The sequence below is a fragment of the Thiomicrorhabdus hydrogeniphila genome (assembly GCF_054656895.1).
Genome location: NZ_BAAHXL010000001.1, coordinates 1,242,974 through 1,267,062, shown reverse-complemented (window position 1 = coordinate 1,267,062; position 24,089 = coordinate 1,242,974). Strand labels below are relative to the sequence as shown.

Annotated in this window: 22 protein-coding genes; 15 read left to right on the top strand and 7 right to left on the bottom strand. The window is 37.2% G+C overall.

The genetic code is table 11. The features are described 5' to 3' along the window. The 3 genes from ribD to glyA form a co-directional block, all read right to left on the bottom strand. Positions 1-1,155 carry a bifunctional diaminohydroxyphosphoribosylaminopyrimidine deaminase/5-amino-6-(5-phosphoribosylamino)uracil reductase RibD gene (gene ribD, locus ACYQ0E_RS05665; RefSeq protein WP_460187274.1) on the bottom strand — a complete coding sequence of 385 codons (1,155 nt, stop codon included), beginning with the start codon at positions 1,153-1,155 and terminating at the stop codon, positions 1-3. A gap of 30 nt (positions 1,156-1,185) precedes the next feature. Next, on the bottom strand, positions 1,186-1,650 hold the full coding sequence (gene nrdR / locus ACYQ0E_RS05660; RefSeq protein ID WP_460187273.1) for a transcriptional regulator NrdR: 465 nt from the start codon (positions 1,648-1,650) through the stop codon (positions 1,186-1,188). Between the two features lie 184 nt (positions 1,651-1,834). Then, positions 1,835-3,106: a serine hydroxymethyltransferase gene (glyA, locus tag ACYQ0E_RS05655; RefSeq protein ID WP_460187272.1), complete on the bottom strand. Its 1,272-nt coding sequence runs from the start codon at positions 3,104-3,106 to the stop codon at positions 1,835-1,837. A 402-nt stretch (positions 3,107-3,508) separates the two neighbouring features. Here glyA and ettA point away from each other — a divergent pair, with 402 nt between their 5' ends. From ettA to ACYQ0E_RS05600, 11 genes are all read left to right on the top strand, one after another. After that, positions 3,509-5,179: an energy-dependent translational throttle protein EttA gene (gene ettA, locus ACYQ0E_RS05650; protein ID WP_460187271.1), complete on the top strand. Its 1,671-nt coding sequence runs from the start codon at positions 3,509-3,511 to the stop codon at positions 5,177-5,179. 21 nt (positions 5,180-5,200) lie between these two features. Continuing rightward, entirely contained in the window at positions 5,201-6,112 is a 912-nt protein-coding gene (locus tag ACYQ0E_RS05645) for a sensor domain-containing diguanylate cyclase (RefSeq protein WP_460187270.1), read from the top strand. 51 nt (positions 6,113-6,163) lie between these two features. Next, positions 6,164-6,655, top strand: coding sequence for a DsrE family protein (locus tag ACYQ0E_RS05640; protein ID WP_460187269.1), 492 nt, complete (start codon positions 6,164-6,166; stop codon positions 6,653-6,655). 192 nt (positions 6,656-6,847) lie between these two features. Further along, entirely contained in the window at positions 6,848-7,252 is a 405-nt protein-coding gene (locus ACYQ0E_RS05635) for a hypothetical protein (protein WP_460187268.1), read from the top strand. A gap of 37 nt (positions 7,253-7,289) precedes the next feature. Continuing rightward, the gene (locus ACYQ0E_RS05630; RefSeq protein ID WP_460187267.1) at positions 7,290-7,724 is read left to right on the top strand and encodes a hypothetical protein; all 435 of its coding nucleotides are present in this window, start codon (positions 7,290-7,292) and stop codon (positions 7,722-7,724) included. Between the two features lie 258 nt (positions 7,725-7,982). After that, positions 7,983-8,354 carry a hypothetical protein gene (locus ACYQ0E_RS05625; protein ID WP_460187266.1) on the top strand — a complete coding sequence of 124 codons (372 nt, stop codon included), beginning with the start codon at positions 7,983-7,985 and terminating at the stop codon, positions 8,352-8,354. Between the two features lie 154 nt (positions 8,355-8,508). Beyond that, on the top strand, positions 8,509-8,880 hold the full coding sequence (locus tag ACYQ0E_RS05620; protein WP_460187265.1) for a hypothetical protein: 372 nt from the start codon (positions 8,509-8,511) through the stop codon (positions 8,878-8,880). Between the two features lie 23 nt (positions 8,881-8,903). After that, positions 8,904-9,305, top strand: coding sequence for a hypothetical protein (locus ACYQ0E_RS05615; RefSeq protein ID WP_460187264.1), 402 nt, complete (start codon positions 8,904-8,906; stop codon positions 9,303-9,305). Between the two features lie 834 nt (positions 9,306-10,139). Continuing rightward, positions 10,140-10,574, top strand: coding sequence for a hypothetical protein (locus ACYQ0E_RS05610; protein WP_460187263.1), 435 nt, complete (start codon positions 10,140-10,142; stop codon positions 10,572-10,574). Positions 10,575-10,586: 12 nt separating this feature from the next. Beyond that, a complete protein-coding gene (locus ACYQ0E_RS05605) occupies positions 10,587-11,984 on the top strand; it encodes a VapE domain-containing protein (RefSeq protein ID WP_460187262.1) in 1,398 nt (465 codons plus the stop codon). A gap of 229 nt (positions 11,985-12,213) precedes the next feature. Next, the gene (locus ACYQ0E_RS05600) at positions 12,214-13,380 is read left to right on the top strand and encodes a site-specific integrase (protein WP_460187261.1); all 1,167 of its coding nucleotides are present in this window, start codon (positions 12,214-12,216) and stop codon (positions 13,378-13,380) included. Positions 13,381-13,456: 76 nt separating this feature from the next. On the opposite strand, the gene ACYQ0E_RS05595 is transcribed toward ACYQ0E_RS05600, so the two are convergent. Then, complete coding sequence (locus ACYQ0E_RS05595) at positions 13,457-13,774, bottom strand: hypothetical protein (protein WP_460187260.1); 318 nt, start codon at positions 13,772-13,774, stop codon at positions 13,457-13,459. A 330-nt stretch (positions 13,775-14,104) separates the two neighbouring features. Between ACYQ0E_RS05595 and ACYQ0E_RS05590 the strand changes: the two genes are divergently transcribed. The 4 genes from ACYQ0E_RS05590 (at position 14,105) to ACYQ0E_RS05575 (ending at position 16,715) form a co-directional block, all read left to right on the top strand. Continuing rightward, positions 14,105-14,983 (top strand): GGDEF domain-containing protein, encoded by an 879-nt coding sequence (locus ACYQ0E_RS05590; protein WP_460187259.1) that lies wholly within the window; start codon positions 14,105-14,107, stop codon positions 14,981-14,983. A gap of 49 nt (positions 14,984-15,032) precedes the next feature. Next, entirely contained in the window at positions 15,033-15,524 is a 492-nt protein-coding gene (locus ACYQ0E_RS05585) for a DsrE family protein (RefSeq protein WP_460187258.1), read from the top strand. A 192-nt stretch (positions 15,525-15,716) separates the two neighbouring features. Beyond that, positions 15,717-16,169 carry a hypothetical protein gene (locus ACYQ0E_RS05580; protein ID WP_460187257.1) on the top strand — a complete coding sequence of 151 codons (453 nt, stop codon included), beginning with the start codon at positions 15,717-15,719 and terminating at the stop codon, positions 16,167-16,169. A gap of 141 nt (positions 16,170-16,310) precedes the next feature. Further along, complete coding sequence (locus tag ACYQ0E_RS05575) at positions 16,311-16,715, top strand: hypothetical protein (RefSeq protein WP_460187256.1); 405 nt, start codon at positions 16,311-16,313, stop codon at positions 16,713-16,715. Between the two features lie 173 nt (positions 16,716-16,888). On the opposite strand, the gene ACYQ0E_RS05570 is transcribed toward ACYQ0E_RS05575, so the two are convergent. The 3 genes from ACYQ0E_RS05570 to ACYQ0E_RS05560 all read right to left on the bottom strand — a co-directional run bounded on the left by ACYQ0E_RS05570 (position 16,889) and on the right by ACYQ0E_RS05560 (position 24,052). After that, positions 16,889-18,802 (bottom strand): 5'-nucleotidase C-terminal domain-containing protein, encoded by a 1,914-nt coding sequence (locus tag ACYQ0E_RS05570; RefSeq protein ID WP_460187255.1) that lies wholly within the window; start codon positions 18,800-18,802, stop codon positions 16,889-16,891. 200 nt (positions 18,803-19,002) lie between these two features. Then, the gene (gene purL / locus ACYQ0E_RS05565) at positions 19,003-22,872 is read right to left on the bottom strand and encodes a phosphoribosylformylglycinamidine synthase (protein ID WP_460187254.1); all 3,870 of its coding nucleotides are present in this window, start codon (positions 22,870-22,872) and stop codon (positions 19,003-19,005) included. Between the two features lie 61 nt (positions 22,873-22,933). Then, positions 22,934-24,052, bottom strand: a complete 1,119-nt coding sequence (locus ACYQ0E_RS05560) for an NlpB/DapX family lipoprotein (RefSeq protein ID WP_460187253.1) — start codon at positions 24,050-24,052, stop codon at positions 22,934-22,936. Positions 24,053-24,089 lie beyond the last annotated feature (37 nt).

Below are 24,089 nucleotides of genomic sequence, written 5' to 3'. Positions count from 1 at the left end.
TTAAACGATTTCCTTAGAGACTAAAATTAAACGAACATCTTCACCAAAACGATCTATTTGTTTAATTTTAAAATTCATTTTTTGATCCATTGATTCAATACCCGGCAACATAAACATAGGTTTAGCTGTGTTTCCCATTAAAGAAGGGGCAATAAAACTATGTAACTCATTTACCAATCCCGATTGAATAAAGGCCCCCGCAACAATAGCGCCAGATTCAACCATAACATCATTAATACTTTCTTCCTGCGCCAGGTAACGCAATATAGACTCTATATCTAAACGATCATTCTGAGCGGATACGGCGACAATTTCAACACCTTGATTGTGAAAAAGTTCAATTAACTCAGGGCTTCTTTCAACGGTTTCTTTGGATGTCATTAAAACAGTACGGCCAGGTAATGAAAGCATTTTTGCATCTATTGGCATACTTAAATTGGGATCAAGCACAACACGTATTGGGTGACAATTTTCTTGAGTTAAATTCAATTTTGCGAGTTCTTCATCGCTTAAACGTACTGTTAAACTTGGATTATCGGCTAAAACTGTACCAATCCCCGTAATTAAAGCACCACTTAAAGCCCGCATTTTGTGAACTTCTTGACGAGATTCTTCACCAGTAATCCAGTAACTTTCTCCATTACTCATGGCAGTACGACCATCTAAACTACTTGCCATTTTTAATCGTACAAATGGCAGTTGCTTTTCCATATTTTGAATAAACCCTAAGTTAATTTCTTTGGCCTCAGCTTCTAAAACACCCACAATAACTTCAATGCCTGCATTTTTAATTCTTAGAATTCCTTGGCCAGAAACTAATGGATTAGGATCTTGCATAGCCACAACAACTCTAGCTACCTTAGCTTCAATTAATGCATCGGCACATGGTGGTGTTTTACCATAATGCGAACAAGGTTCTAAGGTAACGTAAGCCGTTGAACCTTCTGCTTTATCCCCTGCATTAGCCAATGCCACTCGTTCAGCATGTGGCTGCCCTGCTTTTTGGTGCCAGCCATCAGCTATAATCAAACCATCTTTTACTAAGACACAGCCTACAGCAGGATTAGGCTTAGTTGAATATAGACCTTTTTTTGCCAAATCAATGGCTTGTTGCATATAGAAAGCATCAGTTTTCATTGTTTCTAGATTAGACAAGGCGGTGTCCTTAATAATCGGTTTTAGAAATTATTTAGCGGTAGTCACTTGAACCAGACGTTCAATCTCTTCCCTAAAGGCATTTACATCTTGAAAAGAGCGATAAACTGAAGCAAAACGTACATAAGCCACCTGATCTAGATCGCGCAAAGCATCCATGACCCACTCACCTAATTGTGAAGATGGAATTTCTCGTACGCCTTCAGACATTAACCGTTTAGTCATTTGACTTGCTACTTGATCAATTGCATCACTAGATACAGGACGTTTTTCTAAGGCTTTAATTAAACCGCGACGAATCTTAGACTCATCGAATTTTTCACGGTTACCGTCACTTTTAATAACTCTAGGCAAGGATAGCTCTGCAGATTCATAAGTCGTAAATCGTTCAGAACACTGAATACATTCTCTACGACGACGTACCTGCACACCTTCTGTTGCTAAACGTGAGTCAATAACCTTTGTGTCTGACGCATTACAGAATGGACAATGCATAGAAAACTCCTTTGCTTGTTTCTAGGCTTAAAAAAGGCAAATACATTTTAAAAAACGCCCAAACCCGTTGGATTTTTTCTAAATTTCAAAAACCAAAAAACCACCAGGCCTGGTGGTTTTTAAAACGAGCTTACTTTTAAATCATTTTAATTCACTGAAAAACCAATGAATTTAAACAACTTTATTACTTATAAACAGGTTTTGCTGCGCATAATGCTGAAACTTTATTACGAACATCTGCAACAACCGCTTCGTCCCAAGTTTCATTGGCTTGATCACACGCATCAATCACATCACACATCCATGTCGCAAGATTAATACAATCTTCTTTATTAAAGTCACGAGTAGTTGCTGCCGCTGTACCGACACGAATACCACTGGTTACAAACGGCGACATGGGGTCATTTGGTACTGAGTTTTTATTGACCGTAATATGCGCTTCATCCAGTGCTTTATCAACCAATTTACCTGTTAAACCTTTTTCAATTAGGCTCACTAAGAATAAATGATTTTCTGTACCACCAGAAACAACATCACAACCACGAGACATAAATACTTTGGCCATTGCTTGTGCATTGCTAATTACGTTTTCACAGTATGTTTTCCATGAAGGCTCTAAACATTCTTTAAACGCAACCGCTTTGGCAGCCATTACGTGAACCAAAGGACCACCTTGTCCACCTGGGAAAATGGCTGAATTTAATTTTTTCTCTAACTCAGGATGTCCTTTAGATAAAATTAAACCACCACGAGGACCGCGTAACGTTTTGTGCGTTGTCGTAGTAACAACGTGAGCATGAGGTACAGGGTTAGGATAAAGACCAGCGGCAATTAAGCCTGCAACGTGAGCCATATCAACAAATAAATATGCACCTACAGAATCTGCGATTTCACGGAACTTAGCCCAATCAATGACTTGAGAGTAAGCAGAAAAACCTGCAATAATCATCTTAGGTTTATGTTCATTAGCTAAAGCTTGAACTTCATCATAGTCAATTTGACCTGAAACCGGATCAATACCGTACTGAACAGCATTGTAAAGTTTACCTGAAAAACTAACGTGAGAACCGTGAGTTAAATGCCCACCGTGTGCAAGACTCATACCTAAAACAGTATCGCCAGCTTCAAGCAAAGCTAAATAAACCGCTGCGTTAGCTTGAGAACCTGAATGAGGTTGCACGTTTGCATAGTCAGCACCAAATAATTCTTTAGCACGATCAATTGCCGCTTGTTCTACAATATCAGCAAATTCGCAACCGCCATAGTAACGTTTACCAGGGTAACCTTCGGCGTATTTATTAGTGAAATAAGAGCCTTGAGCCTCCATTACACGTGGGCTAGTGTAGTTTTCAGATGCAATTAACTCAATGTGAGATTCTTGACGATTTTCTTCGTTTTTAATCGCATCAGCGATTAAATCATCGTAACCTGCGATAGTCATTGATTTTGTGAACATGTTTACGGCTCTCCGTTTCAAAAAAATGTGATATTTTTAAAGATGGCAATTTTACCTGTTTTGCGCGAAATAACCAAATCTATTCTTATTAAAAACACTATATATTGTGTTTTATTAAAATAGACTTTGATTTATTGCTTTATATCATGACCATTTTTAGGTAAAGTTTCTTAAATAAAATTTATACTTACTATTAACAAAAATAAATTAATTAAACATAAAGTGGCCTTTACACGATTCAAGGCACGATAAAAATAGCCTAAAATTCACCTGTTTTTTGTTGAACCATTTGCTAATAGCCTGCTATCAGCAAAGTTTTTCGCGTAAATCAGACAAGTTTTATGGTATTTTTTTCACCCCCTCATTCGTACAAAGTTCTCTTGAAAACAGTTAGGAAAATACATGGCTCAGTTTGTTTATACCATGAACCGCGTTGGCAAAGTTGTCCCGCCAAATCGTCATATTTTAAAAGACATATCTCTATCTTTTTTTCCAGGCGCCAAAATTGGCGTTTTAGGTTTAAACGGGTCTGGTAAATCAACATTGTTAAAAATAATGGCAGGTATTGATACCGATATTATTGGAGAAGCTCGACCACAACCAGGTATTAAAATTGGCTATTTAGCACAAGAACCCCAATTAGATGAAAACAAAACAGTTCGTGGCAATATAGAAGAAGCTGTATCTGAAGTAAAAGATGCTTTAGCCGAGTTAGATGCTGTTTATGCTGCTTACGCTGAACCCGATGCTGACTTTGATGCCTTAGCAAAAAAACAAGCTGAAATCGAAGACATTATACAAGCTAAAGACGGTCACAATATTGAACGCGTACTTGAGATTGCGGCCGATGCTTTACGCCTACCTGACTGGGATGCAGACGTCTCAAAATTATCCGGTGGAGAAAAACGCCGCGTTGCCCTTTGTAAACTCTTGCTAGAAAAACCTGACATGCTTCTTTTAGATGAGCCTACTAACCATTTAGATGCTGAATCTATTGCTTGGTTAGAGCGCTTTTTACTCGATTTCCCAGGAACAGTTGTGGCGATTACTCATGATAGATACTTCTTGGATAATGCCGCTCAATGGATTTTGGAACTTGATCGTGGTGAAGGAATTCCTTATGAAGGCAACTATTCTTCTTGGCTAGAACAAAAAGAAAAACGCCTTGAGCAAGAGTCTAAATCAGAAGCGGCTCGTATGAAAACCATTAAAAACGAACTTGAGTGGGTTCGTTCTAATGCCAAAGGTCGCCATGCTAAATCAAAAGCGCGTATGTCACGTTTTGAAGAGTTAAGCAGTCAAGAAACCCAAAAACGTAATGAAACCAGTGAAATCTTTATCCCCGTTGCAGAACGCTTAGGTGAAAAAGTCATTGAAGTGAATCATATATCTAAAGGCTTTGGTGATCGGTTATTAATTGATGACCTTAACTTTCGCTTACCGCAAGGTGGAATTGTAGGCATTATTGGCGCCAACGGCGCTGGTAAATCAACCCTCTTTAAAATGCTAACAGGTCAAGAACAACCTGACTCTGGTAGCATTGACTTTGGTGAAACTGTACAGCTATCTTACGTTGACCAAAGCCGTGATGCCTTATCAGATGACAAAACCGTTTGGGAAGAAATCTCAGAGGGTGATGAGGTCTTTATGGTTGGAAATACAGAAGTTAACTCACGAGCTTACTGCGGTCGTTTTAACTTTAGAGGCGGAGATCAACAAAAGAAAATTGGCCAGTTATCCGGCGGTGAGCGTAACCGTGTACACTTAGCTAAGACACTACGCAGTGGCGGCAACCTATTGCTATTAGATGAACCAACTAACGATTTAGATGTAGAAACATTACGTGCACTGGAAGAAGCCTTGCTTGAATTTGCAGGTTGTGCGGTAGTTATATCGCATGACCGCTGGTTCTTAGACAGAATTGCAACACACATGCTCGCCTTTGAAGGTGATTCACACGTAGAATGGTTTGAAGGAAACTTCTCTGATTATGAAGAAGACCTAAAACGTCGTAAAGGTGCTGATGCCACACAACCACATCGAATTAAATACAAGCCAATCACAAAAAGCTAAACTGCATTAAAAGGAAAAACCATGCCAGAAACTCAAACGACAGCATCGCACTTAGAAGCGATAGCCAATGCCATGCCTGACCCTATTTTTGTGATGGGACAAGACGGCACTTATTTAGATATCGTTGGCGGTCAAGCTCGTAATCTTTACGCAGACGGTTCGAGTCTTATTGGTAAAAAATACCAGGATGTATTGCCTGAACAAATGGCTAATCGTTTTTTAAAAGTCGTTCAACGAGCAGTTTCTTCTGGTCAACTTCAGGAAATAGAATACCAATTAGCTAATAATGAAGTTGAAGGTGTTGAAGAAGGCCCTTTAGGTGGTCAATGGTATGAGGCTCGTGTTTACCCAGTTACAAACGGAACTTATGACCAGCCCGCCGTTATCTGGCTTGCCATTAATATTACCAGCCGAAAATATATGGAAGAACAAATTGAACATTTATCCTCTACTGATGCTTTAACAGGCCTGTACAATCGTGACTTCTTTCTTGGCTTAGTAGATGAAGAATTAAACAAAGCAAGATTAAATAATCAACCCTTATCTTTATTTAAAATCAATTTGGACTGCTTTAAACGCATTACTGATGGTTATGGTCATGAAATGGGTGATAAAGCCATTTTAAAAGCGGCTCATGCCATTCAAAACGTGGTGAAAGAACTTGGTTATGTTGGTCGTCTAAGCTGCGATCAATTTATGGTGGTTCTACCTGAAATAAAAGCCGTAGATAGCTTTAGAATAGCCAAGCTAGCACAAGAAACCATTCAGGCTCAAACCATCAAATTAGAAGATGGCCAAAAAACATGTCTTACCAGTCACGCTGGCGTAACGGAATTACGTAACCATAATGAAGACAGCCAGGTTTTATTCAAACGTGTAAATGAAGCCATACAGGCGGCTGAAGGTACTCGTGACATTACTAGAATTATGTAAGGGTATAATTATTTTAAAAGAAACAACAATCCCAACAAAAGGATAATAAGAATGAAGAACATTATTAAAAACACATTAGGCGCCTTATTTATCGCATCGTTGACACTATTATCACTTAATAGCCAAGCCGCTGATGATGGAGCCAAAGTGGTTTACCACGTTGATTTTAAAGACCCCACCCGTTATTCAGCAACATTAACGTCAATCAATAACATTATGAATTTTTATGAATCTGAACTAATGGAAGCTGACGTGCACCTAGTATTTGTTGGTTACGGCTTAAGATTTGCGACGGATGACAATTTAAAAGGCACTCCTTACGAGGCCGATAAAGCACTTTTAGACCGACGTGCTGAACTTAAAGGTCGTCTAGAGTCTTTAATTAAAGTACGTGGTGTTAAAGTTGATTTATGCGATAAAACTCGTGATGAAATAGCTTTGCCTAAAGATAAAATCTATAAAGGAATTGATTTCACTCCTTCCGGAGTTGCTAAAATCGCTATTCTACAAAGTGAAGGTTACTCGTATTTAAAGGTACAATAATAAGTAATTTAGTGTTGTGTACATAATGATGTTATGTATAATTATTTTTACTTATAAAGTAATAAGGACTTTAGTTCCTATAGGAATATTATCTATTTTTAGTTTTATTAGTTATTACCAATAAAACACTCACCAATATACCTTTTAAAATCAACTATGCTCATGCTTTTACAACTATAAATAAGGAATCCAATGCCTACTCTAAAAATATTTTTTCTATTTTTCATTCTCTCTTTAACGGGTTGCTCTAATACAATATCGCAACCACCTTCTCCAAATGCTATCCCTCCTAACACCATTAAAGAAGTGTATATCCAACCTGGAACTATGAGAGTTCTTGGTCCAATTAAAGAAGTTTTCAGAAAAAAAGGTTGGAAAGTTGATGAAGTCAATAAAGATACACAACGTTATTTTGTCCACTTGAATACAAAAAAAATCCAAATGCTTTGCTGGAATGAAAACAGTGAGATTGAAGTAGAGCTTGTTCTAATGGACCGAGAAACGGGGTCAAGCGTCTTCTCTGTTTTCGCACAAACCTGCGATCAATACTCTAACCTGAGAGAAGAATTGTCTAAAGTACTTTCACAGTTAAAATAAATCAACTGCAACACATAATATCCTAGGTATTTATCTAATGAAATTATCTGCCACAATAATCTTGATGAGCACCATTCTAAGCGGGTGCTCTACTTTTACACAAAGCAGCAATCAATACATTACAGTAGATACCTATACTGAGAATAACAATAAAATTACAGGGGCAGAGTGTGAACTCGAAAATGACAAGGGTAATTGGGCTCTAAATACCCCGGGATCAGTAATGATCAAAAGGTCCTATGAAGACCTTTTCATTAAATGCATTCTGAATGGTTACCCTAATGGATATGGCCAAATTAGTTCAAATGTGCAATCAGGAGTTTTGGGTAATGCTGTATTTGGAGGTGCAGTTGGTGCCGTGGTAGATCATGGTTTTGGTACTGCATATTTGTACCCTTCATTTTTAAAAATCATTATGGGTCAGGCTTATACGCAACCGGAGCAATTGCACAAACCCCAACCAGTAAAATGATATTGTTATGAGTTGAAAGATGGCTTAGGTGCTAGGTCTTTTTCCATGATATTGACCTACATTATTAGAGCATTCTCTATTAACAAGATTTGACCCTGATTAAGCCGGAGAAGAAAGTTCTTATGAGTTTTTCTCTGAACTTAATACAGGCAAGGATGGAGACGTATCAACGATAAAATCTTTGTAGAAACAGAATCTGACAGTGACGTTTTATCAGAACTATTTTGTAAACAGCTTCCCCCTGTAAGGCTACTAACTATGAATAAGAAAATTGGAATTTATACATCAATTGAGTCAAACAGGTACATTCCTTCAAGCGAAATAACCTCAATTTTATACTACGAACTACTTGTACATCCAGATGGAAACTATGCTTTTCGTATTACAGATACTAAAAATCCACAAGGCGATGGACGTGAACGAATAACCCCTGGAACGTATTCAAAACAAATTTTTCACTTTGATGATTATAAGATTGATGAAATTAGTGATTCTGCCATACTCTTACGTAAAGCATATGACATGAATGGAAACGTCGAACAACCCAAATATATAAACAATACCAAAGGGTTTATCAAACCGATCTTAATTGATATTCAAAAATATATAGATTCCGTCAAAAAGCATTAGCAAAACCATCCACCTTATATGAAATAGGCCTAAACGCCTAATCTCAGTACTTTCAAGTTACTGATCACAAAGTGTTAATCACTCTTTTAATAGCCCCCTTTGGACGTAAATCCATTGGGGGTTTTTTATTGCCTAAATATAAGGAGGTGTAAAGATGATTTCTTTACAGAACTGGAATAACTTCGTGCCTGATGATAGTGAACTGGCAGAACTATTATCTATACGAAAACAACAAATCCAATACACCGATGATATTAAGCTCATCATCTTCAAACAGAGCGATTCACTCGAATCACTCAACCAAACCTTAGATTTCGACATCCTAACCAATCATTGGACCGGAGAAAGATTCGACGAACCTAGGTTCTATCCTTCATGGGAGTACTTAGAAATTCATCCCAACTGGCTAGAAGTGGCTTATCTCTATAACGACAACAATGGTGTACTTTTATTTATAGAGCAACCACTTTCAGAACCTCTGAAAACACTCTTCCGATTTAATTTAACGACTTCAGAAAACTCATAATTTTTTTATTATAGGGGAACATCATGTCAACACATAACATTCTAAAAACAGCCATATGCGAATCCATCTCTGGACGTTCTACACTCACTTATCAACTGTCACAAGATACAGAACTAAAAACATTCCATATTAGGCTAGTTGAAAACACTGGTAATGGTTACTTTAGTGATAACTGGTTAGCATTGGATGATTTGATAAAGGAGACTGAAAGCAATAATTACATCACCTCAATGACAATCAATCAGCTATTTAATGGCAAGTCAGTCAACACAGGTGCCTTTTTATTATCTGCTTTAAAACAAGAGGGATTTATTAAAGTAAGTCCTAACAGTAAACGAGCATTTTTATTAAATGACCAAAGCTCTCTGCTTGATGATTTAAACAAACTTGCCAGCAAACCAAAACGTAAAGGAGTGAACAAATGAGTATCGGTCTAATTGTAGTAATAGTAGCGATAATCGCTATCTTCTTTGAAAGCACAAGATGGATAGCTATAGCTTGTTTTGGAATTACATTGTTCTCAGGTAGCTTAGTCTTTCCTATTTTGATTATCATAGGTTGGCTTGGGGGCTACAAAGTTAAGTTGAGATATTTTGACCCTAAATCCAATCGGTAAAACCACACGTTTCTTTAATTTATCAGCTACCGCCTACCCCATCTTCTACTACCTCACACATTTTGCAACCTCCAGAAATCAAATCATGTCGAAACACAGTTTGAAACGCATCCGAGTGCCACCATCTGCCACCCGTGTCGCGACGATTTTGAGTGTGCCATGACTGGGGCCATCCGGCATGGCTTGCACATGTAGAGTAAAGGATTTTGGAGAGGACTTGAACTTAGGGTGGGAGGTGGTGGCAATCTATCGAAACTAAAACCTAACAGCTTAAATTTATCGCATATTGTTGAAACCACAAAAAAATAATTATTAATACCTATTCATAGATATATTTAATCAACACCATAAATATTTTCTATATGGGATTTTTAATCTGAATTGACCAAACTTATTGAGTTAAGGATCTCTAATCATAGGAAAAATACTTTACTGATGATTTAAGCGCCTTCAGAACAGAAAAATTATTTCCCATTGATTAAAGCTCTTTCAGCATAAGAAACCATTCTTTATTTTTAAATTTCAATAAGTTACACGATTTTTAACGATTTGACAAATCTGTTTCTCTCTCTAAAATCGCAATTGGGATCGATTTCAAAGCCCTGGCCAGGCACATTTTCAACTTTCAAAAGGAATATAAAAAATGAGAACAAACCATTTGTTTAATCCACGTTTTAGAATGAAACTGGATGATACTCGCTTAATGCTAGTTTCAAATTTTGATCACAATAGAACCTTTAACAAAAATAACATTAAGTACAGAGAATGCACTTCATGGCTTATAAAAATTGGAGAGTCAGGAATAGAAGATGTATCACCCTGCCCTAATGCTTTTTTAACACATTTGAATGTACATGTACCGTGTTGCATCCTTTATTCAGATAATAACCATGTGGAACAAATCGTTAATACGACATCGATTTACACAAACGAACAAACAGACTCTGAAATAACAATAGGTTACGTAATTGGTTTTCGCAAATACATGACTAAAAATTCACCATTCTCTACATTAATACACTCCCAAACCATTCGATTCAAAAATAAAGATTTCGAATTAGAAAACCATTTCGAATAACGGTTATGGGATATGTCAGAGTCAAAAAAAGTTGAACCAATGCCAAAACCAATGAACGTTACCGATAACAATAATAAGGAGAATAAATCAAATACAGAAATCAATGTTATAGATAACTCAAACAAATCGGAGGTTAAAACAGGAGAATTGATGCCGGAAATAAAGTCCTTTCCCAATGCTTCAATCGAAGATTCAAATACTATTCCAATGACTTTGGAGAACTTTAGATACTTGATAGATTCTCATGACATAAAGGTAGGATATGACTTAACTAAAAAGGCAATAGACATACAAATACCTAAACTTGAAGCATCATTAGATAACCATGAAGAGGTAAAGTTTAATTGCATTGTTAGCTTATGTCGAAATCACAACATGAGTACAACACCTATAAAAGGATACCTCTTAACCATAGCCGATAGTTGTCGATTTAATCCAGTTAAAGAATGGATAAATAGTCGGCAATGGGATGGTCAAGATCGCTTAACAGATTTTTACGATACCGTCATAGAGCAGGAGGAATTTCCAGAAGAATTGAAAAAGATTTTGATGAGAAAATGGTTAGTTTCAGCTGTAGCAGCCGCACATGAAGAACCTGGTTTTAAAGCGAGAGGAGTACTCACTTTTCAAGGTAAACAAGGTATCGGTAAAACAACTTGGGTACGCAACTTAATGCCAATCAAACTGAGTTTGGAGTATATCAAAGTTGATCATCATCTTGATCCATCAAATAAGGATAGTGTAACAACAGCGATAAGCCATTGGATTGTTGAAATTGGTGAAGTAGACAGTAGTTTTAAAAAGGATATGTCACGCTTAAAGGGTTTCTTAACTAGTGATTACGACAAGCTAAGATTGCCCTATGCTGCAACTATCTCTAAGTTCCCGAGAAGGACGGTATTCTTTGCCTCGGTAAACCAGCATGATTTTCTAGTAGACAACACTGGCAACTCAAGATGGTGGACCATTCCAGTTAAGTATATTAATTTTAATCATGAAATAGATATGCAACAGGTATTTGCACAAGTTGCAGTTATACGCAACCAAGGTGAGAAATGGTGGTTAACGCCTGATGAGGAGGCAATGCTAGGTGAAACAAATAAATCTCACCAAGTAACAAATCTCATTCGAGATACTCTAATTGAACAATTGGATTTAGATAGAGTGAATGAACCTAAAAATCAGGCTATGACAGCATCACAAGTATTAAAAGAGGTTGTTAAATTAGAACGACCTACTAATGCTCAAGCACGCGAATGTGGAAGTGTCTTGAGAGAACTCTTAGGAGAACCAAGGAAGATTCAAGGATTAATGAAATGGCGTATACCAATAAGGATTAGACATCCTGATCCAAATCATGACAAACGCAATGTTAGTCATATAAATGATGTGGATGAGGATGGATATTAACAATAACTTTTAACTTCACAAAGGCTCCTATTCTGGGGCCTTTTTTGTACCTAGAAAAGCATCGCAATCTGACTTTAATCTTCACCACATTAGACGTTATCAAAACCATGTCTCTTAAATTCAAGTCTAACTCAACTGCTACCACGTACCCCCACTAATTTGGTGGAGGGAGGGGTGGCAATTTCTTTTAATTCAATTTAATCAACTTTACCAAACCAAGGAGGAAGTCATGCCTAAAATGACCTTAGATGGACAGTTTGTAAGATCCGTACAATGTCCAACCGATAAAAACAAGATTGACTACTATGATACGGCCATTATTGGCTTTATTTTAGAGGTTCGTAAAACAGGAGGTAAAACCTATTACCTACGTTATCGTGATATTCATGGCAAGCAGAAGCAATACAAAATAGGTGATGCCAATGCGATTAGCTTTGATAAAGCTAGGAATCATGCTCAAACGCTAAAAGCCAAAGTTGTTTTGGGTGAAAGCCCAAGTGAACAAAGACAAAAGAAACGTAACATACCTACCCTTGCTCAATTCTCTCAAGAACGTTACATGCCTTTTGCTAAAGGGTATAAGCGCTCCTGGGCAACGGATGAAAGTTTTTTGCGTCTGCACATATTACCTAAGTTTGGCCACTTTCCTATAGATCAAATTCAACAGGAGAAAGTTATTGAGTTTCTTTATGAAATAAGAGATCAAGGATATGCCCTATCAACGGCTAATCATATCGTTGCTTTGTTACGCTACATTTTTAACCTTGCTAAAAAATGGAAAGTTCCAGGAGGTGAAACCAGTCCATTAGAGGGCATGAAATTGTTTGAAATTAATAATGGACGAGAACGTTTCTTAACACCTGATGAAACAAAACGCCTTTACGCGACAATTCATAAAAGTGTAAATACACAACTTAAATACATAGTGCCTTTATTACTATTACTAGGATTTCGAAGAGGTGAATTATTTAATGCTCGATGGGAGGATGTGAATATTGATAAAAGAACTTGGCGAGTTCCTATGTCTAAAACAGGAAAGTCTCGTCATGTCCCTTTATCAAAAGCTGCTATAGATGTCTTAGAGCATGTTCCAAGATTTGAAGGATGTCCTTATGTCGTTCCAAACCCTAAAACACTAAAGCCTTTCAATGATATCTTTCAAAGTTGGGATACAGCTAGAAAGCGAGCTGGATTACCTGACGTTAGAATGCATGATTTAAGGCATTCAATGGCAAGTAATTTAGTTAACTCAGGTCGTTCAATTTATGAGGTGGCTAAGATTCTTGGTCATAGTCAAATTCAAACTAGCCAGCGATACGCCCACTTATCCCAAGACACTCTCTTAGCCGCAGTTGATGCAGCAGCGGAGGCGACGGGAACAAAATGGGAGAATTAGATTTAACCTAAAGTGTGACCCCCTCCCACCACCTGATTCGATGGCATACCGCTGTTGGATTGGGTGGTGGGAGGGTTTATTTTTGACTATTTATAAGATCTAAACACGAATGCATAGGAATTCCCCTATCAGTTACCGCAGACCATCCTTTATTATTAAGATTAGTGAAAGGTATAGCACTTCTGCCTGAGTAACCACCCATCTTATTTTTAGCGTTAAATTCAACACAAGCCAGTTTTCCAACTTTAGTTTCAATAATCTCTATATCTCCCCATATTACTGATTGGGGGTCAAACAACGACTTTTTCACATAACTTTTGATTTCAGACTCATCGTCCATACAACCAGCAAGAAAGATAAACGGAACTAGAAATATTATGTACATTTTTCTCATTTAAATAATCCACCAATTAATTAAGTAGTTTTAATAAAAGTATTAGTATTGACACCAGAATACACTAAGAAAAGTTTTAATAAAACATTAAACGCCTCTAGAGCAAGTGTAAACCAACGGGTTTTAAGACTCAAATTTACTAAATTAGTACATTTTGTAATTGCAATTCCAAGCTTAATTTACAATTCACTAATAAATAAAATGGGTTATTAATGGGTTAAGCTTTAATCACTTTAATACAAAAGTTAACAACTTTGCTATGCATAGATATTCAAGCTAGGTATAGAGTGGGCAATCTCAAATTAAGCAGATTAAAACAACACTAACTAATTGAAAATTATAAAGATTTTAGAAACCTCTGTAAAAATGATGGGAGAAGACGGTACTTATTTAGATATCGTTGGAGGCCAAGCTCGTAATCTTTACGCAGATGGCTCTAGTCTTATTGGTAAAAAATACCAGGATGTATTGCCTGAACAAATGGCTAACCGTTTTTTAAAAGTCGTTCAACGAGCCGTTGCCTCTGGTCAACTTCAGGAAATTGAATACCAACTAGCCAACAATGAAGTTGAAGGTGTTGAAGAAGGCCCTTTAGGCGGCCAATGGTATGAAGCTCGTGTTTACCCTGTTTCAAATGGAACTTATGACCAACCTGCCGTTATTTGGCTTGCCATTAACATTACTAGCCGAAAGTACATGGAAGAACAAATTGAACATTTATCTTCTACAGATGCTTTAACAGGCCTGTACAATCGTGATTTCTTTTTAGGTTTAGTTGATGAAGAATTAAACAAGGCAAGATTAAATAACCAACCTTTATCTCTATTTAAAATCAATTTGGATTGCTTTAAACGCATTACCGATGGTTATGGGCATGAAATGGGCGATAAAGCCATTTTAAAAGCGGCTAATGCCATTCAAAGCGTGGTAAAAGAGCTTGGCTATATTGGTCGTCTAAGCTGCGATCAATTTATGGTGGTTTTACCTGAAATCAAAGCGGTAGATAGCTTTAGAATAGCCAAACTAGCACAAGAAACCATTCAAGCCCAAACTATCAAATTAGAAGATGGGCAAAAAACATGTCTTACCAGTCACGCTGGTGTAACCGAACTACGTAACCATAATGAAGACAGCCAAGTTTTATTCAAACGTGTAAACGAAGCGATACAAGCGGCTGAAGGTACACGTGACATTACCAGAATTATGTAAGGGTATAATTATTTTAAAAAACAACAATCCCAACAAAAGGATAATAAGAATGAAGAACATTATTAAAAACACATTAGGCGCCTTATTTATCGCATCGTTGACACTATTATCATTTAATAGCCAAGCCGCTGATGAGGGAGCCAAAGTGGTTTACCACGTTGACTTTAAAGACCCAACCCGTTATTCAGCAACACTAACATCAATTAATAATATTATGAATTTTTATGAATCTGAACTAATGGAAGCTGATGTACACCTAGTATTTGTTGGTTATGGCTTGCGTTTTGCAACGGATGATAATTTAAAAGGCACGCCTTACGAGGCTGATAAAGCACTTTTAGATCGACGTGCAGAACTTAAAGGTCGCCTAGAATCGTTAATTAAAGTGCGTGGCGTTAAAGTTGATTTATGCGATAAAACCCGTGATGAAGTCGGCTTACCAAAAGATAAAGTGTATAAAGGAATTGATTTTGCACCATCGGGTGTTGCTAAAATTGCGATTTTACAAAGTGAAGGCTATGCTTATTTAAAAATTCAATAGAATCCAAGAACTTTTATACAAATAGACTCTTCCTAAAGAGTCAAACAAAACACTTACAAACAACAAAGCCCCGATATTATTAATATTCGGGGCTTTTTTGATTATGAATATTACATTAAGAAACCTAATAAAATCTTTTAGTCACCTTCTTAAGCATTATAATTTAGCCTTATTCATTCGGTTTTTATGTCAATGAAATCAAATTTAAGCGTATTATGTTTATCTATCTTTCTATTTGCGCCATTTAACTTACAGGCAAATGACTCTAACGATGATTATGCTTTAATCAATAGCCTTAATAAAACATTAAAATCACAACTGCATCTCAAAAGTAAACCCGGCATAAGCCACATTTCAACCTTTCAAAAAAACAATCAAATTATTATAAAAGTGAATTACGATCCATTGATTTGCTATAGCAATTTAATTCATAAGATTGCTCAATCAGCCAGTCGAGTAAATGGCGTGAATTTTCAAGATAGCTTTACTCTAGATATTATAAATAACTACTGCAAAAATGACCTGTTCTATACCATTCAAAGTGAAGGTTTAAACAAAGAGGTAATTGTTCAATATGAAGATTTAAAAGGCAATGGTGTAGCGCAACATAGAATTAATAAAACACTCTGTCGACTTACAAATTAAATTTACCAGGCCTGGTAAATTAAACTTTTCAAAAGCATAAGCTCATTTTTGTTTTACCAATACCAATCAAAAAAACCAACCACCATTAATATAATTACGTATAATCAATAACGCGTAATTACTTGGATTGAGTACTTAAATATGGGGTTACTAGGATTTTTAACTCGTTTCTTATTTTATTTTTTATTCGTTTATATAACCCTTATAGCTTATATACTTTCTCCTCTCGACTTTAAGCTACCAGGCAGTATTGATGGTATTGCTTTATTTGCTATAGTCTTTACCTTAACGGTTAAGTTTGGTGAAAAAAATGGACGTTACTTCACCACAAACGAACTGATAGTATCCATTCTTACTCTATTTTTCATAGATATATTGTTCCAGTTCTTTTTTTCTGGCTCGATGAGTTATATGATGAAAATTGAAATAAATAAGATAATTAACGCCTTAATTATCTCCAGCTTCTTTCATTTGGCGATAATATTCTTTGCATTATTTCTTGCTAAAAAAAGGCTTTATAAGTTAAAACTCATTGAAAGCAAATAATATTGGTACTTTAAATTACTCTTAATTAATCCTTATTTGTTAATCTAAACAAATTATCAATTAAATTTAAATTATCTAACAAACTACCTGAAACCACCTTTCAATCAGGCACAAAAAAACCGGCATAAGCCGGTTTTTTATTAAGTGTTAAATTTAAACTAATTGAATTAGAATTAAACCATTTCACCTTCGTATGCTTCGATACCAGGGTTGTTTTTAACACCTTTAAGCTTAGGATGGTTAACTTTTTTAAGCTTAGTTGAACCTTTGTTGTTACGAAGGTAATCCGCTGCAACATCCCACATCAAACGACCTGAACCAACAGAATCAACCTGAGCCCAACCAGCAACAGTATAGGTTTTGTTTGCTTCTAATGGAGTACCATCATCTAAACGCATTTCAGTAATACGGCTTCCGAATTTACCATTTGGCTCACAAGCGTAATCCATACCACCAAGACGAACCATATCACCACCAGATTGTAGGTATGGGTCTTTTTGGAATAGGTTTTCACAGATACCTTCTAAGATATCTTTCATTTGAGCACCAGTCACTTCTGACTTATATGTTTCACCGTAAGTCATAGACGTTTCATCCATAACACGTTCCATAGTAATCATTTCACCAGCAAGCACTGAAGTACCCCAACGAACACCAGCAGACATTGCAATTTGAGTGTCATGCTCTTCACGTAAAGAGTTTACGATGATCTGATCCCATGTACCCATGAAGTTACCACGACGGTATAGAGTATCTTCTGCTACAGCAAGTTCTTCATTTAAGATTTCACCGTAAGTTTTACCTAGACGATCTTTGTTTACAGCACGATCTGGGTTACGTGATTCAATTACGTTGTCATCATATTTTTTAGTGTATAGGTGCTCAAGGAATGTTTGAACTTCTGGATCAGCAGCAAGAACATTTGAGAATACTGGTAGTAATTTATAATCAACACCACGTAATTTACCATTTTGGATATCTAAATCCATAACACCAACAAACTTACCGTTAGAACCCGCGTTTGTTACGTGACATACACCACCTTCTGGAGTTTTAACAGGTGTCGTTTTAGGAACACCATCATGTGTATGACCACCAAAAATAGCATCAATACCACTTACACGTGATGCCATCTTAATATCAACGTCCATACCATTGTGAGAAATCATAACAATTGCTGCTACTTTTTCTTTTTCACGAATCTTATTTACTGTTTCTTGAAGAGCACCTTCACGAAGGCCAAATGACCAATCAGGGAAGTTAGATTGTGGGTTAGCGTTTGCAGTACGTGGGAATGCTTGTCCAACTACAGCAATACGCTCACCATTGATAATTTTGATTGTATAAGGCTTAAATGCACGCGCTTCGTCTTCATCATAAAGACCTGCGCCATTGTGTGCATCAACCATATCACGGTAGTCATCACCAAACAGTGAATCTTCTTTAATACGTACGTTTTGTGCTAAGAACTCACCTTTAAAGGTATTAAGGTTTTTAAGAACCTCTTCTTCTTTATAAGTAAATTCCCAGTGACCAGTCATAATATCAATACCTAAGATATTTGACGCTTCAACCATGTCCATACCACGTGTGAATAACGCTGTACCTGAACCGTGCCATAAATCACCACCGTCCATAGTCAATGTATTATCTTTACCACCAGCTTGTTCACGTAACTTATCTAAAAGCGTTTTAATATGTGCAAAACCACCAATTTTTCCGTATTGCTCAGAAGCATCTTTGAAATTTAGGTAAGTAAATGCATTGGCTAAAGGCGTATTTTCTTTGTAGCCAACTTCTTTTAGAAAGTTATGACCCACTACGTGCGGAAGCTTACCAAAAGCAGGACCTGTACCTAAGTTTACATTAGGCTCACGGAAATAGATTGGCTTTAACTGCGCATGTGTATCCGTGATATGTAAAAGACGAACCTTACCTTTCATAGGTTGGTTATATATCTCTTCTGAAGCTTTAGCGGCAGCTGCTTTATCAGCACCACCAGACATTGCATTTGCAGAACCAGGTAACATTCCAGCAGCCGCTGCCATAGACATTACATGAAGAAATTCGCGACGATTTAAAGACATAGGTCTCTCCGTTTTTATGAAAATAACGCCCCTGTTTTATACACCGTAAAAACAGGGGCTTTTAAATTAGTCAGAACAATTTAAGGGGTAGTTCCATTAATGTCAAATAAATGAAAGTTATCAACTAGAAGAAAAAACTTATTAGAGATTACTAATAAGTTTTTTCTTATTTATTTTCATCTAGTTAGACAGAATTTTTATTACCCCACCCATTTACGAGCATTTCTAAATAAACGCATCCAAGGAGCGTCTTCTTGCCAATCATCTGGATGCCAAGAATTTTGCACAGTTCTAAATACACGTTCAGGATGAGGCATCATAATAGTAACACGCCCATCTGGCGTGGTTAAGCCTGTCATCCCTGCTTCAGTTCCATTTGGATTAAAAGGATAGGCTTCTGTAGCTTGCCCTTGTGCATCAACATAACGCACACCAACTAACCCTGCAACATCTGCCGAAGAACCCTTACCAAAATCCATGAGCCCTTCACCGTGTGCAACCGCAACAGGGATTCGTGTACCTTCCATTCCTTTTAATAGAATAGAGGGTGATTCTTGAATCTGTACCTGGGCAAAACGTGCTTCAAACTGCTCTGATTCATTGCGAACAAATGCTGGCCAATTTTGAGCACCCGGAATAATTTCTTTTAGATTAGATAACATTTGACAACCGTTACAAACACCTAGAGTAAAAGTGTCTTGACGGTTAAAAAATCCTTCAAACTCTGAACGTGCTGTGTCATTAAATAAAATTGAGTTTGCCCAACCACGTCCAGCACCTAATACATCACCGTAAGAAAAACCACCACAGGCGACCAGGCCTTTGAATTCTGCAAATTTTACAGAACCGGACAAGACATCTGTCATATGTACATCAATAGCATCAAAACCTGCTTTGTCAAATGCAGCAGCCATCTCTTGCTGACCATTTACACCTTGTTCTCGTAAAATAGCAACCTTAGGACGAGGTTGGTTTTTAAATTCGGCCGTAATATCCTCATTTGCATCAAAAGTAACCACTGGATTAATTTGGGTATTTACATCATTTTCGATTGCATCAAATTCTTGTTGGGCACAATTTTCGTTATCACGTAACGCTTGCATACGATAAGAGGTTTCAGCCCACCAGGCCTGGAGTTTTTTGCGTGGCATATCAAATAAAGTATTATCATGCGCTTTAATGACGACTTGATCATTACTTGCTATTGAACCAATCCAATGAGACATTGACGTTAAATTAAATTTTTCAAGAACAGCATTTACTGCTGATTTATTAGCAACCGCAACTTGAATAACAACACCAACCTCTTCAGCACATAAAGCAGCAATTGGTTCAGAACCTAATTTAGAGATATCTATTTTTAAGCCACAATGACCAGCAAAAGACATTTCAAGTAATGTTACTAATAAACCACCATCGGCACGATCGTGATAAGCAAGCATTAAATCATTTGCCAACATTGCTTGCGTGGCATCAAATAGATTTAACAAATCTTTAGAATTATCTAGGTCTGCAGAAACATCACCAATTTGATTATAAACCTGCGCTAAACAACTCGCACCAACACGGTTTTGCCCTTTACCTAAATCAATAACCAGTAACTCAGTATCACCCAAATCGGTTCTTAATTGTGGTGTTACGGTTTTACGTACATCTTCAACAGGGGCAAATGTCGTTATATTTAAGGAAACTGGAGAAATAACGGCTTTTGATTCATCACCATCTTCCCAGACGGTTTTCATAGACATGGAATCCTTACCAACGGGTACCGCAATTCCCAATTCTGGACACAATTCTAAGCCAACAGCTTCAACAGCATCGTATAAAGCAGAATCTTCACCTGGATGCCCTGCCGCAGCCATCCAGTTAGCCGATATTTTAATATCACTCATTTTCTGAATTTTGGCACAAGCAATATTGGTAATCGCTTCAGCAATAGATAAACGTGCTGAAGCTTTTGGATTAATTAATGCAACAGGTGGACGTTCACCAGAAGCCATTGCTTCACCTGTGTAACCAACATAGTCAGCACAAGTCACAGCCGCATTGGCAACAGGAACTTGCCAAGGCCCTACCATTTGGTCACGCGTAACCATACCTGTAATGCTTCTATCACCAATGGTAATTAAAAAGTTCTTACTGGCAATGGTTGGCAACTTTAATAGACGCTCTGTTACATCATATAAATCTAAAACGGCTGTTTCAAAAGCTGCTTGAGGAATAACACGCGTATCACCAGTACGATGCATTTTAGGTGGTTTACCCAAAAGAACGTTTAAAGGCATATCAACAGGATTATTTTCAAAAACGGTGTCATTAACAATTAATTCTTGTTCTTTAGTGGCTTCACCCACAATGGCATACAAACAACGCTCACGTTTACAAATCGCTTCAAACTGCTCTAATTTATCCGCATGAATTGCTATTACATAACGCTCTTGAGATTCATTACTCCAAATTTCCATTGGAGACATACCAGGCTCATCATTCAGGACAGAACGTAAATCGATTTTTCCACCCCTACCAGCATCATTAACTAATTCTGGAAAAGCATTAGAAATACCGCCTGCCCCTACATCATGAATGGATGCAATTGGCGTGTCTTCACCTAAATAAGTACAACGGTCGATAACCTCTTGGGCACGACGTTCCATTTCTGGATTTTCACGTTGTACAGAAGCAAAATCAAGTGCTTCAGAACCCGAGCCCGTATCAACGGAAGAAGCCGCACCACCACCTAAACCAATCAACATAGCCGGCCCACCAAGAACAACTAACTTTGAGCCAACGGGAATGTCACCTTTTTGAATATGCTCTTCACGAATACTGCCTAAACCACCTGCTAGCATAATAGGTTTATGGTAACCACGTACTTCTTCACCATCATTTGTAGTAAAGGTATTTTCATAGGTACGGAAATAACCGTTAATAGCCGGGCGACCAAATTCATTGTTAAAACCAGCAGCTCCAAGTGGCCCTTCCATCATAATTTCAAAAGGGGTTACTATTCGCGCTGGCTTACCATAGTCACGCTCCCAAGGTTGTTTGAACCCAGGAATATTTAAGTTAGAAACGGTAAAACCAGTTAAACCAACCTTAGGCTTAGACCCTTTACCGGTTGCGCCTTCATCACGAATTTCACCACCAGAACCTGTAGCGGCACCTGGCCAAGGAGAAATAGCGGTTGGATGGTTATGCGTTTCAACTTTAATTTGAAAATGCACTTTTTCTTTATTTGTTTGGTACTGGTGAGTTTGTGGATTTGGAAAAAATCTTGTCGCAGCGTAGCCTTCGACTACCGCAGCATTATCACTATAAGCCGATAAAACACCTTCAGGATTTTTTTGATACGTATTACGAATCATGCCAAATAACGAATTTGGCTTATCTTCGCCATCAATAGTCCAATCTGCATTGAATATTTTATGACGGCAGTGCTCTGAGTTTGCTTGTGCAAACATCATCAATTCAGCATCAACAGGATTACGTCCTAATTCAATAAAAGCATTCACTAAATACTCTATTTCATCACTACTTAATGCCAAACCCATCTCAACGTTAGCTGTCTCAAGAGCTTGACAACCACCACCTAAAATATCAACAACTGAATACGGTTTTGGTGTTTGGTGTGAAAACAAGTTTTCTAATGAATCAAACTCATGAAAAACCTGCTCCATCATACGATCATGAACCGCCGCTTCCATAGCAGGCTTATCCGCACTAGAGACACCAGTAAAATGATAAACAATACCACGTTCAATTCTATGAACATGCTCTATACCGCAAGTATGCGTAATATCCGTCGCTTTTGAAGACCAAGGTGAAATAGTACCTAAACGAGGTGTCACAACACAACTATCTGCAGTTAGTTGCGTTGTTTGGTCTTCTTCAGAATTGTTTAGTAGAACGTTCAAATGCGTCAATTCAGTTGATGTTAATTCACCTTCCAAATCTACAAAATAGACAAACTGAGATTGAACCTGTTGAATGTTTCCAATAGATTGTAATTTAGTAAGTAATTGATTTAAACGATAAGCTGAATGAGCTGGATTTCCCCAGATAATTTGCATACTTTTTGACCCTTATACAAAAGCGAAGCCCTCAATCGTTGAGGGCTATATTGATATTTGATTATTTAGCTAACAATCCAAGACTTTCAAAGATGTAACGTCTTTGTTTAGGCTTTAATGGAGAAGCATCTTCTGGCGCTCTTGCCGTAAGAATGACTTTTTCAGAATCGGACTCTGATGGTGTGAGTTTTAGGCGAATTAACTCAGGTATATCTTTTTCATCTGAATCTCGCCAAAAAGCAAGACTTGATAAAAATGATTCTTCTTTTGCTGACTTAGGTGCTTTAACCCATAACTCATGCTGTGATGTATTAACGTTATCAATAGACCAACCTGCACGATATATCATTGCTTGTAAATAACTCCAGCTTGAATCCATATCGCTACGGAAAGCTAAACCATCTAACTCTTCACCATCAATCACTTCAACCATCTGTTCTGTAACTTTAAGTTGAGCCAAGGCTTTTTCACTACTTGAACCAAAGAACACCATGGCTTCATATAACGCTTGCGCTTCTAAAATTGCGTTATAAGGCTTAATACGCCATTGCTGGTCAATATCTCGTGCTTCATTAGCATCAGGTGAATATAATTCGCTATTATTAATATAAACCTTAACAACCCCGGCTGTAGGATCCGTTTTCACGCGAATGGTATATTTTTCATAAACGCCGTCTGCCAACTCTGGACGCCAGCTATTAAGCATTCTCGTAATCGGCCCTACTTCATCAAGTGGTACCAATTCTTTTTGAGCAACAAAGTCTGTTTTCATAATCCCAATATCTTTACGTTCTTCGGCAATAGCAAAGCCTTTAGAAATAAAGAAACGTTTTAAACTAGACCAAACTTGTTCACTATTAGTTGAATCTATTTCTAACCAACGTTCAGAAAGATTGCTTTTAATCGCCAACCCTTTTGCTTTAAAGTTAGGAATATAGTCATTTTTATCTTTTTCAGCCAAAGCATCTTGCTCAGCTTTTTGAAGTGCTAATGACATTTCTGTTTTTGGTTTAGCTGGATTAAATAAATTAGGTGGCATTTCAAGTGATTTAACTAATTTGGCCTCGTTATCCCTATAACTACCGTCAGTACCAAACAAGTTAGAAATAGTAGAACAACCTGACAAACTCAATGTTGCGATTGATGTTGATAATACAAATGTTTTTGCATAAAGACGCATAAAACTTTTTACCTTTTAATTAGTAAACAAAACACAC

Coding starts and splice junctions, on each gene's coding strand:
- ACYQ0E_RS05610 (WP_460187263.1), top strand. CDS start 10,140: ATGAGAACAAACCATTTGTTTAATCCACGTTTTAGAATGAAACTGGAT.
- ACYQ0E_RS05595 (WP_460187260.1), bottom strand. CDS start 13,774: ATGAGAAAAATGTACATAATATTTCTAGTTCCGTTTATCTTTCTTGCT.
- ACYQ0E_RS05585 (WP_460187258.1), top strand. CDS start 15,033: ATGAAGAACATTATTAAAAACACATTAGGCGCCTTATTTATCGCATCG.
- nrdR (WP_460187273.1), bottom strand. CDS start 1,650: ATGCATTGTCCATTCTGTAATGCGTCAGACACAAAGGTTATTGACTCA.
- ACYQ0E_RS05615 (WP_460187264.1), top strand. CDS start 8,904: ATGTCAACACATAACATTCTAAAAACAGCCATATGCGAATCCATCTCT.
- ACYQ0E_RS05575 (WP_460187256.1), top strand. CDS start 16,311: ATGGGGTTACTAGGATTTTTAACTCGTTTCTTATTTTATTTTTTATTC.
- purL (WP_460187254.1), bottom strand. CDS start 22,872: ATGCAAATTATCTGGGGAAATCCAGCTCATTCAGCTTATCGTTTAAAT.
- ACYQ0E_RS05620 (WP_460187265.1), top strand. CDS start 8,509: ATGATTTCTTTACAGAACTGGAATAACTTCGTGCCTGATGATAGTGAA.
- ACYQ0E_RS05560 (WP_460187253.1), bottom strand. CDS start 24,052: ATGCGTCTTTATGCAAAAACATTTGTATTATCAACATCAATCGCAACA.
- ACYQ0E_RS05630 (WP_460187267.1), top strand. CDS start 7,290: ATGAAATTATCTGCCACAATAATCTTGATGAGCACCATTCTAAGCGGG.
- ACYQ0E_RS05640 (WP_460187269.1), top strand. CDS start 6,164: ATGAAGAACATTATTAAAAACACATTAGGCGCCTTATTTATCGCATCG.
- ettA (WP_460187271.1), top strand. CDS start 3,509: ATGGCTCAGTTTGTTTATACCATGAACCGCGTTGGCAAAGTTGTCCCG.
- ACYQ0E_RS05605 (WP_460187262.1), top strand. CDS start 10,587: ATGTCAGAGTCAAAAAAAGTTGAACCAATGCCAAAACCAATGAACGTT.
- ACYQ0E_RS05625 (WP_460187266.1), top strand. CDS start 7,983: ATGAATAAGAAAATTGGAATTTATACATCAATTGAGTCAAACAGGTAC.
- glyA (WP_460187272.1), bottom strand. CDS start 3,106: ATGTTCACAAAATCAATGACTATCGCAGGTTACGATGATTTAATCGCT.
- ACYQ0E_RS05645 (WP_460187270.1), top strand. CDS start 5,201: ATGCCAGAAACTCAAACGACAGCATCGCACTTAGAAGCGATAGCCAAT.
- ACYQ0E_RS05580 (WP_460187257.1), top strand. CDS start 15,717: ATGAAATCAAATTTAAGCGTATTATGTTTATCTATCTTTCTATTTGCG.
- ACYQ0E_RS05600 (WP_460187261.1), top strand. CDS start 12,214: ATGCCTAAAATGACCTTAGATGGACAGTTTGTAAGATCCGTACAATGT.
- ACYQ0E_RS05570 (WP_460187255.1), bottom strand. CDS start 18,802: ATGTCTTTAAATCGTCGCGAATTTCTTCATGTAATGTCTATGGCAGCG.
- ACYQ0E_RS05635 (WP_460187268.1), top strand. CDS start 6,848: ATGCCTACTCTAAAAATATTTTTTCTATTTTTCATTCTCTCTTTAACG.